General features: G+C 63.4%; 12 protein-coding genes and 1 pseudogene. 5 read left to right on the forward strand and 8 right to left on the reverse strand.

Annotated features, from left to right (window positions below; translation table 11 throughout):
- The 8 genes from NWI01_RS06905 to NWI01_RS06940 are packed head-to-tail and all read right to left on the reverse strand — an operon-like array spanning nt 1 to nt 5,789.
- Nucleotides 1-189 carry a hypothetical protein gene (locus tag NWI01_RS06905; RefSeq protein WP_244613682.1) on the reverse strand — a complete coding sequence of 63 codons (189 nt, stop codon included), beginning with the start codon at nt 187-189 and terminating at the stop codon, nt 1-3.
- Between the two features lie 2 nt (nt 190-191).
- Complete coding sequence (locus NWI01_RS06910) at nt 192-380, reverse strand: hypothetical protein (protein ID WP_141383155.1); 189 nt, start codon at nt 378-380, stop codon at nt 192-194.
- 19 nt (nt 381-399) lie between these two features.
- Nucleotides 400-1,116 carry a type IV secretion system protein gene (locus NWI01_RS06915; protein ID WP_141383156.1) on the reverse strand — a complete coding sequence of 239 codons (717 nt, stop codon included), beginning with the start codon at nt 1,114-1,116 and terminating at the stop codon, nt 400-402.
- A 10-nt stretch (nt 1,117-1,126) separates the two neighbouring features.
- Nucleotides 1,127-2,023 carry a hypothetical protein gene (locus tag NWI01_RS06920; RefSeq protein WP_141383157.1) on the reverse strand — a complete coding sequence of 299 codons (897 nt, stop codon included), beginning with the start codon at nt 2,021-2,023 and terminating at the stop codon, nt 1,127-1,129.
- Entirely contained in the window at nt 2,020-4,431 is a 2,412-nt protein-coding gene (locus NWI01_RS06925) for a VirB4 family type IV secretion system protein (protein ID WP_141383158.1), read from the reverse strand. The genes NWI01_RS06920 and NWI01_RS06925 overlap by 4 nt, the downstream gene beginning before the upstream one ends.
- A 9-nt stretch (nt 4,432-4,440) precedes the next feature.
- Complete coding sequence (locus tag NWI01_RS06930; protein WP_141383159.1) at nt 4,441-4,737, reverse strand: type IV secretion system protein VirB3; 297 nt, start codon at nt 4,735-4,737, stop codon at nt 4,441-4,443.
- A complete protein-coding gene (locus tag NWI01_RS06935) occupies nt 4,734-5,036 on the reverse strand; it encodes a TrbC/VirB2 family protein (protein WP_141383160.1) in 303 nt (100 codons plus the stop codon). Before NWI01_RS06935 ends, NWI01_RS06930 begins: the two co-directional genes overlap by 4 nt.
- 12 nt (nt 5,037-5,048) lie before the next feature.
- Nucleotides 5,049-5,789 carry a lytic transglycosylase domain-containing protein gene (locus tag NWI01_RS06940; RefSeq protein ID WP_141383161.1) on the reverse strand — a complete coding sequence of 247 codons (741 nt, stop codon included), beginning with the start codon at nt 5,787-5,789 and terminating at the stop codon, nt 5,049-5,051.
- A gap of 100 nt (nt 5,790-5,889) precedes the next feature.
- Between NWI01_RS06940 and NWI01_RS06945 the strand changes: the two genes are divergently transcribed.
- The 5 genes and pseudogenes from NWI01_RS06945 to NWI01_RS06965 form a co-directional block, all read left to right on the forward strand.
- Nucleotides 5,890-6,390 carry a hypothetical protein gene (locus NWI01_RS06945; protein ID WP_141383162.1) on the forward strand — a complete coding sequence of 167 codons (501 nt, stop codon included), beginning with the start codon at nt 5,890-5,892 and terminating at the stop codon, nt 6,388-6,390.
- Nucleotide 6,391: 1 nt separating this feature from the next.
- Nucleotides 6,392-7,000: a thermonuclease family protein gene (locus tag NWI01_RS06950; protein WP_141383163.1), complete on the forward strand. Its 609-nt coding sequence runs from the start codon at nt 6,392-6,394 to the stop codon at nt 6,998-7,000.
- 33 nt (nt 7,001-7,033) lie between these two features.
- Nucleotides 7,034-7,372 carry a single-stranded DNA-binding protein gene (locus NWI01_RS06955; protein ID WP_141383164.1) on the forward strand — a complete coding sequence of 113 codons (339 nt, stop codon included), beginning with the start codon at nt 7,034-7,036 and terminating at the stop codon, nt 7,370-7,372.
- Nucleotides 7,359-7,949: a thermonuclease family protein gene (locus tag NWI01_RS06960; RefSeq protein WP_141383165.1), complete on the forward strand. Its 591-nt coding sequence runs from the start codon at nt 7,359-7,361 to the stop codon at nt 7,947-7,949. Before NWI01_RS06955 ends, NWI01_RS06960 begins: the two co-directional genes overlap by 14 nt.
- A pseudogene (locus NWI01_RS06965) lies at nt 7,946-8,261 on the forward strand (hypothetical protein); the annotation flags it as partial. The gene NWI01_RS06960 and the pseudogene NWI01_RS06965, both read left to right, overlap by 4 nt.

An 8,261-nucleotide genomic window follows, 5' to 3' on the forward strand; every position in this document is an offset into this window, starting at 1 on the left:
TCAGATCGGCCGTATCGGGCCGCAGCGATCGAGGCGCCGGAAAGCCTCCGGAACGGCCGGCGTTGTAAGGTCCGAATAGGCGAGCGGCGTCCTGCCCTCATCGGGGGAGCATGGCGCCTTCAACGGCTTGTAGGCGCAGCCACCGAGCACGGCAGTCATCACCGTAACGACGGCGAATGCGGCGATCATCTTCACGGCACCAGCGCCTTGGGTTGGGTGAATGTCATGGCGCGTGACGCCGCTTTTTCCGCGCCGTCCTGCGCGCCGGTTCCCCTGGCACTGACGGCCGGAGCCGGATTTGGCGCAAGCGCGTAACGGCCGATCGCGATGCCGGCAATGAGCGCGAAAAGTGCGATAAGGATCAGAGTACGCTTGGACACGAGTCCCCCAACATTGCTGTCATTGCTGCGTGAATTTCATCGCGCGGGCGGCCGATGATTCCGCGGCGATACGATCGAGGTTTGCTTGATTGGCGGCGGCCGCCGCGTTGTTCACGACACCGTTCAGCTCATTGATGGTCTGACCGGTCTGGATCTGAACTTGCGTGTTCTGGTCGACGCTGCCTTTGAGATCCTGCGCTTTCCCGATTTGCTGCCCGCCCTGCGTGAAGGCCGACGATCGCTGCTGCACCGCGCCCTGGGTCGAGTTGATCAATCCCGACAAGGTGGCTGCGACGTTAACCGAGTTCTTGTAGGCGGTATCCGCCGGATGGGTCTGGCCGCTGACGAGACCGGTGATGGTCTGCACGAGCTGCAGACCGTTGATAAGGGTCGAGACGATGTTCTGCGACGCCGATCCCATGCCGGCGAATGACAAGGCACCGCCCGAGATCACCGAACCGAGCGAAGGCGCCTGCGCCATCGAGAAGCCGCCGCCGAGCGCCATCTGGGCCAGCGTCCCCTGCGCCTGGGACGATCGATCGCCGGTGACAGCCTGCAAGGTTTTTTGCGTGAACTGAAGGATTTGCTGATCTGCGTTCAGGATTTGCTGCGTGCTGGTCGCGATCTGCTGCGCCTTGGCGAGATTAGCGCTGTCGATGACAGGCACCTGCGCCATTGCCGGCGCGGCGCCGGCAACCGCCAGAGACAACGTGGTGAGCAAGACAATCAAGCGCATCGGGGCCTCCCTATCGACTGTTTGCAGAAATCGCGGCGAGCGCCGCAGCGACGTCAGTGACGCTCAGTGCCGTGGTCGTGCCGGCATTGCCGCTGGTCGCAGCGGCCTGGGCTTGCGCGAGGTAAAAGATGACGTTGCCGTCGCTGTCGACATAACGCGCACTGACGCACGATGGGTCTGGCGATGAACCGGGCGGTGTGGTCGAGCAGGCCGTGGGCGTCCGGCAGGGATTGCTGGCCGTCCCCGTTCCGATCATGCCCACGGGGCATGCCGACACCGTCGCGGGCTGGGTGCTGGTCACGGTCGCCCGCATCCCGATCGCAGCCCGACTCATGTCGCTGTTGAGTGCCAGGTTGAGCGCGTTCAGCGCCGTGACCCAGAGATTGGCCGAGCCGATCGCGCCGTTCCAGACGAGATTGTTCTGGAGGCGCGCCGCGCTGTTCATGTCGATCGCCGCCATCACCGTGGGAGCGGTCCCAACCTGCTGCCCGGACGCCTGAAACGCCGATTGAGCCGCCGTCATGGTCGAGCCGCTGGCGTCGAGTCCGGCCACCACGTCCCCGCTCGATTTGAACAGCGTCTGGTTGTTGAGAGCGGCGCCTTGGGCCGTTGGATCGGGCGTCGCCGGCAGGTCGGGACCGTAGGTTTGGATCGCCTGGCTGCCAGCGCCGGTTTGCGGCTGCACGGTGGGATTCGTGATGGTCGCTTTCTTGCCGGTCGTCACCGCGCATTTGACGCCGCTGTTGGCGTCCTGTCTTTGCGTCGTCACGGGCACGAGCTTCACGGTCGTGCTGGCCGTCTGCGAACGCTGGGTCAATTGCGCCGCGTCGTTGACGGGAATATCCGCCAGCGCAGGTGCCTCGCCGGACATGAGTGCCGAAGCGATGATCGCGATCTGGAGCTTCATGCCTGGCCCCTTCCCATGAAGATCGGCAGCCACACCGCCGGATCGTCTCCGACGCGTGCGCGCAGCGCGTCGAGCTCGGCCACCGTCTCGCTGCGTCCGGACAAGACCTTGATCAGGTCGGGCATGCTGGAGAGATTGAGCCGCGCCACTACGCTGTCGCGGCCGTGTTTGATCAGGAAGGATCGGCTCTCCGGCACGGTCCCTCGGATCCAGGCGACTTCGCGGGCAGAAAGGCGGAACGCCTGCTTGTAGCTTTCGTCATCCGCTTTTGGATTCGGGAAGAAGATGTTGGTGCTGGTCTGTTCGATCAGCGTGTTCGAGGCTTTGGAGCGCACGATGTCCGCTGCGGACTGGGTCCCGAACCCGACGATGCCGTTCTGCTTGCGGATGGTCTTGAGCTTGTCCCGAATGAAGAACGCGAACACATCGTCGTCGAGCAGGCGCCAGCCTTCATCGAGGAAGATCATCACGGGGTCGCCGGTCAGCAGCTCGTCTGTCCGGTGAAAGATGTACATCAACGCCGCGGTTCGAATGACCGGATCGTCGAGCACCCGCGTCATGTCGAATCCAAATACACTCGACAACGAGAACTGATCCTCCTCGTTGTTGAACAGCCAGCCACGCTGGTCTGGGCGCATCCAGCTTTCGAGCCGCGCCAGCAGATCGCCCTCTCCGGCCCGGATGCGTCCGCGCAGCAGGGTGGAGAAGGCCTTGAGCGTTCGGCCAGCCGGTCCCGCGCCGAGCGCTGCCACGGTCGCGTTGCGAATGACCTGCTCTTCCGAGGCGCTGAGGTCTCCACCATTCGCCGGCCGCAGCATGAAAGAGAAGAGCTGGTAGAGAAACTCGCGGTTCGGCGCCGTGTCCGGCAGGGAGAGCGGATTGAAGCCGGTCGGCTCGCCAGGGACCAGCGCTTCGTACTGGCCGCCGAGCGCGCGGATGAAGATCTCGGCGCCCCGGTCCTTGTCCACGAAAAGCAGCTTGGGACGCGGTTGGATGCGCTGCGTCTGTGCCGCGATAAAGGACAAGAAGACGGTCTTGCCGGACCCGGTCGGCCCGACCACCGTGAAGTTGCCGATGTCGCGGACGTGATGATTATAATAGTAGGCCGTCTGCGACGTCGTCTCGAGCACCGAGATGGCAGGTCCCCAATGGTTGCCGTCCGGCCGTCCGCTCGGATAATTGTGCAGCGACGTGAAACCGGCGAAGTTCTTCGAGGAAATCACGCCCTTGCGCGCGATATAGGCGAAATTGCCTGGAAGCTGCGCCCAGAATGCGGGCTCGCAATTGAGATCCTCGCGGGTCCAGATCACGGAACGGTCGGTGAGCGCGGCGCCGACCGCCGTCACCGCGGCTCCCACCTCGGCAAGATTGCGGCCAAGGCACATCACCGTCATGTGGTGCTCGCCATAGATCGCCTCCGAGGCCAGCAATTCGTCGCGCGCGTCGTCGAGATGCTCGGCGACGATCGATCCCGCCTCATCCGACATATCGACCTGGCGTGAAACGCGGTCGATCTGCTTGGCGGCCTCGGGGCGGTCGACGATGGCGAAGGTTTGGGTGGCGATAAACTCGTGGGGAACACGCAAGAGGTTGTCGAACGAGCCAGGGCCGGTTTGCGCTGGATATTCCCGGATCGAGACTATGGCGCCGAAGCGCGAATCCTCGGGGCCCGCGCCACGGATTTCGATCGCGTTCCTGCCGAAGAAGATGCGCTTCATCGATAACGCATCGGCGAGGTCCACTCGCGGCAGGTGCATCGCGCGTGGAAGTCCGCCGTTGAGGAGCTGAACCAGGAATTCGAGCGGTTCGGAAAACCACACGCCCTCGCGGCGCACCACGCCGAGCTGGCGTGCGCCGTAGCCAGCGAGATTTTCGCGCACCGCGGTGGCGGCATCGCGCAGTTCTGTCAGAGCGGTCTTCATGGCGACCGATTCGCCGGCCTCGTCCTTGCGGCCCAGCAACTTGGTCAACATGACATCGAACGTGCCGGCTTGCCCCTGCAGCGGGCGGCGCACGACAGTCAGATAGATATCGTTGACGAACATCCGGCGCTGGGAGAGCGCGGCGTCGTAGCGCTCGTCGAGTTCGCGGCACAGTGAATTGTCGAAGGTCGACTCGATCCGCGGCTGGACCTCGCGCCGGACGATGTGCGCGACGAGGGCGAAGCGGGAATTGGCGAGTGTGCGGATAATATCGTTGCGCCCGAGCAGACGAGAATTGACCTCGCTTATGTCGGACGTCTCAAAGGAGTAGCCGTCGAGCTTCAGAACCGTCAGCAAAAGGCCGTCGCGCGTTTTGATAATGTGATCATCGACATGGCGCGTATAGGGGATGTGCGAGGCGACAGGCCGCTCGCGCCGCGAGACGGCGCCAAACGTCAGTTCATCGAGCAGCGCACGCGTGACCATCCCGACCCCTCACGCCGAATAGCTGTCGGCTGCCCAGAAGGCGCGCGAGCGGGGTGGGCATTTCGTTGACTTCACAAACAGGATTTCGAAGATCCGGTCATCGCGCAGCGTCATCACGTAGCCGAACAGATGCAACGGGATCGCGACCAGCAGCATGAAGAGATTGTGCGTGACCAGGAAGCAGACGCTCGAGACCACACCGCTGAACATGAAATACATGTATGGCACCCCCATCAGCGTCGGTGCGCGGGTGAGCGCCTTGACCAGCGGCGTGATGAGCGGGTCCTCCAGCTCGTTCTCGGTCATTGCCCGACCGCCGATTGGAAGAACTGGACGATCTGCGCCGAACCAAACACCAGCACGATCCCGAAAATGACACTGCCGGCGATGCCCCAGGTCAGGCGACCCGACCACGCGAAAAATCCACAGGCAATGACCGCGAGTGTGGCCAGTGCGGTGGCGATCGGGCCGGTCAGCGCGGATACCAGTTGCGTGAGCGTGGATTGAACGGGCTGGAGCGTGCCGCCAGATTGCGCCGAGGCGACCTCGACGCTCAAGATCAAAAGCACTCCGGCAAGCGGCGCGTGCGAGAAAGATGTCTTCATTCAGTGCTCCCTTCAATCCACATGCATGACAAAGCCATCATTCCAGCGGGCTGGCGCGCCAGGAGGTGACGCGGAGGCTTTCGGTGCGGCGCTAACCGCTCCCAACTCGATCAAGTCCGGGCGCTCATCCTTGGAGCTCCGGCGGTCGCGTCGAGCGATCTCGCCGGGCAACGGCCAGGTGTAGAAGTCGTTGAGGACCTGGGCGACGAAGCGCACCGTTTCCGGGTATCCCGGAACGCCCCGAACTTTATCCACCGCACCTTCCCCCGCGTTATAGGCGGCAAGGATGAAAAGCGGATTCTGGTATTTCTGGTGCAGCGTTCGAAGAAGCCGCACACCGCCGCGCACGTTGTCGGCGGGATCGCAGAGGTCAACTCTGAAGCGCTGCGCCGTCTCCGGCATCAGCTGCATCAGGCCGACCGCGCCCTTGTCGGAGACCGCGATGGAATTGAAGTGACTTTCGATCTTGGCGACTGATTGGACGAATTCCGGGTAGAAGTTTTCCTCTGCCGCGATGCGGCTGACGAGCGCCCGCGCCTTGTCAGGCGCCATCGCGACAGTCTTCGTGCAAGGCGAGACCGCGGCCATGGCAGCGTCGATCCGCTCGATCGGAGACGACGCAGACTTGAGGGGAACGACACGCCCTGTGGCATCGACCGTAGCCAGCCGCGACGGTTTGGTGGCGTCCTGCGCTTGCGCAGCCACCGCGCTGGCCAAAATGCTCACTCCGATCGCCAAGATGCGAATCGACATGCCTGCCCCGTCGTCATTTTCCAATAGACAATATATTAGATGTTGGTATGTTGGCAACAGCCTAAGCGATCTGTCCGCAGCTATGGCGCCCGGAGGATGGATGAAGCACGCAGCGGTCCGTGTGATGGCCTTGGGTCTCGGATGTGCGCCGGGGATCGCGTCTGGCGCATACGCGCAAGACGCGTCATTCGGGTGCAAGGTCTTGCTGTGCGCGGCGGCGGCCGCGCCAGGCTGGTCCGGCATTCCCTATTGCGTGCCGGTCATGCAGACTCTGTTTCGGCAATTGACGAGAGTCGGAGGCTGGCCCTCTTGCCTCGAAGGAAATGCCAGCGGGTTCGGTTACGAGCCCTACCAGGCGTGTCCCGCCGGGCTAACGCCCGTTCGATCAGCGTCTGATGGCGTCCTCGGTCTGTCCGCAGCGCCTAATGGCGATCTTTGTGCTGATCTGTCGAAGCCGCAACAGGTCTGTGCAGGCGGCGATGGCGGTTGCAGCACGACCTATCCAACGACCGTGCGAGATCCGCGGAGCGATCCTTATTACGTCGACATCAGTTCGACGAACGGCACCCAGCGCTTCTATTTTTCGTTGCAGGGTGACTGACATGGATAGAGTTGGGGTTCTCGCTGCAGTCGTCGCACCCGTGCTGGCGTTGAACGCGGCAATCGCAGGACCGGCCGCATCGCGACGGTTCCCGGTCCCCGTGAATGCGCTCTATCTGACTGGCGACAGCTGGTCGGACGGCGGCGTCACCTATCGCCTCTATGGCGTCCAATCCTGCCTTCGCGGAACGAACTTCACCAACGGGCACGGTCTCCAGCGCGATTGCGGAGAGGCGTCGCTTGCCATGCTGGTGGCGCTCACCCGCGATCTGCGACCGCAATGCTATGACGCTGCCGAGCAGCCCGAGACCCGAACCATCTTCGTTTTCTGCGTCTCAAGCCGCACCACCGGTGCCGGCGCGGGATCCCGCATTGATCTGGGCACGGCACTGATCGCGACGGGCTTTGGGTTCGCTGCCTTGAAGCCGGATGGTCAGCCTGTGCACGCGCCGTATTTCGTCGCCCAGCTTGTGGCACAACGCGCCAAGGCCGGTCTGTGGGCTTTTCCCGACCTGCCCGACCCGAACACCATCATCTTGCGCGCGCTGCGCGAGCAAGCGCCGCCAGCCTCATCTCTTTCGACGTCATCCCAGCAAGTCCCAACACCCTGACATCCATCCAACGACCCAAGAGGAGGAAGCATCATGAGAACGACAAACCTGTTCATCCTGCGCGGTCGCGTCGGCCAGACGCCGAAAGTCCTCAACAAGGCCGCCAAGATCAACGTCGCGACCGACCGCGCATGGACCGACGGTAAGGGCGAGCGCCGCGAAGAAACGGATTGGGTGACCGTGACCATCCTCAACGAAAAGGCAGCAGAATGGGCGATCGCCAACATCGCCAAAGGCGACGCCGTCTATGCCGAATGCCGGGTCGCGGATGGATCGTACAAGAAGGATGGCGAAACGGTTTACACGACCGACATCATCGCCAACGTCTTCCACAAGTTCGATCTCGGATCGCGCGACGATGCCGCGGCCTAAACTCGTTGTTGGTGTGCTGTCGGGTCTGGCGGTCTTCGCCAGCCAGACGAGCTTCGCGCAAACGCCTCAGGCGCCTCCCGGCATCTATTCGCCGAAGGCTGCCGTCCAATCGCCGCCGCTGCGCGTGGAGGTGATCGACGGCACAGGCTTTCGCGATATCGAGACTCACGCCGTCTATCGGCTTTATGGAATCGATACCTGCGCGCCCGATCAAACCGCCCGTCTCGGCCGCCAGCCCTGGCCGTGTGGCACGATGGCGACGGCCTGGCTCGTGAAGGTGACGCTCAACACCTGGCTTGCCTGCAGAACCTTGCGCGAAGAGGCCGGTGAGCATCTGGCACGATGCGCCTCGGCCGGTCATCCCGATATCGCGGCGGACATGGTACGGGAGGGCGTCGCCGTCGCCCGTCCGCCGTCGGCCGATGACAGCGGCATCCGCGCTTATGCGCTCGCCGAGCACGACGCGCGCAAGGCCTATCGTGGTCTGTGGTCGAGCACTTTCCAAATGCCGTGGGACTGGCGCGCCAATTATGATGCCAAGCGGCAGGCTGCGGCGCAGGGCGAGGCGACGCCGTGATCCGCGCATCTCATATCTTGTTCGTGCCGCTGTTGATCGTTCTGGCCGGCTGCGCCGCACCGGCGGCGCCTGTCGCCGAACTCGGACTGCCGGCACCGGAGCCGCTCTATAGCCCGGAGCAGGTCAAACCAGGCCGCCTCGAATATGCCCCGGATCGCTCGACCTTCGCGCCCGTGCTGACGGAACGATTCGTTTACCCGACACAATCCGAGGCAAACGCAGCCTATCTTCGTCTGCTCGCAGCAGCGCCGGGCGACCGCAGCTACCCTGCCTCTATCTGGTTGTTTGGATGCAAGCCCGGCGCGCTCGATG

The sequence above is a fragment of the Nitrobacter winogradskyi genome, assembly GCF_006539545.1.
GTDB classification, from domain to species: Bacteria; Pseudomonadota; Alphaproteobacteria; order Rhizobiales; family Xanthobacteraceae; genus Nitrobacter; species Nitrobacter winogradskyi_A.

Excerpts from the sequence above, each read along its gene's own strand:
- NWI01_RS06905 (WP_244613682.1), bottom strand. The coding sequence starts at position 189 with ATGATCGCCGCATTCGCCGTCGTTACGGTGATGACTGCCGTGCTCGGT.
- NWI01_RS06915 (WP_141383156.1), bottom strand. The coding sequence starts at position 1,116 with ATGCGCTTGATTGTCTTGCTCACCACGTTGTCTCTGGCGGTTGCCGGC.
- NWI01_RS06920 (WP_141383157.1), bottom strand. The coding sequence starts at position 2,023 with ATGAAGCTCCAGATCGCGATCATCGCTTCGGCACTCATGTCCGGCGAG.
- NWI01_RS06925 (WP_141383158.1), bottom strand. The coding sequence starts at position 4,431 with ATGGTCACGCGTGCGCTGCTCGATGAACTGACGTTTGGCGCCGTCTCG.
- NWI01_RS06930 (WP_141383159.1), bottom strand. The coding sequence starts at position 4,737 with ATGACCGAGAACGAGCTGGAGGACCCGCTCATCACGCCGCTGGTCAAG.
- NWI01_RS06935 (WP_141383160.1), bottom strand. The coding sequence starts at position 5,036 with ATGAAGACATCTTTCTCGCACGCGCCGCTTGCCGGAGTGCTTTTGATC.
- NWI01_RS06940 (WP_141383161.1), bottom strand. The coding sequence starts at position 5,789 with ATGTCGATTCGCATCTTGGCGATCGGAGTGAGCATTTTGGCCAGCGCG.
- NWI01_RS06945 (WP_141383162.1), top strand. The coding sequence starts at position 5,890 with ATGAAGCACGCAGCGGTCCGTGTGATGGCCTTGGGTCTCGGATGTGCG.
- NWI01_RS06950 (WP_141383163.1), top strand. The coding sequence starts at position 6,392 with ATGGATAGAGTTGGGGTTCTCGCTGCAGTCGTCGCACCCGTGCTGGCG.
- NWI01_RS06955 (WP_141383164.1), top strand. The coding sequence starts at position 7,034 with ATGAGAACGACAAACCTGTTCATCCTGCGCGGTCGCGTCGGCCAGACG.
- NWI01_RS06960 (WP_141383165.1), top strand. The coding sequence starts at position 7,359 with ATGCCGCGGCCTAAACTCGTTGTTGGTGTGCTGTCGGGTCTGGCGGTC.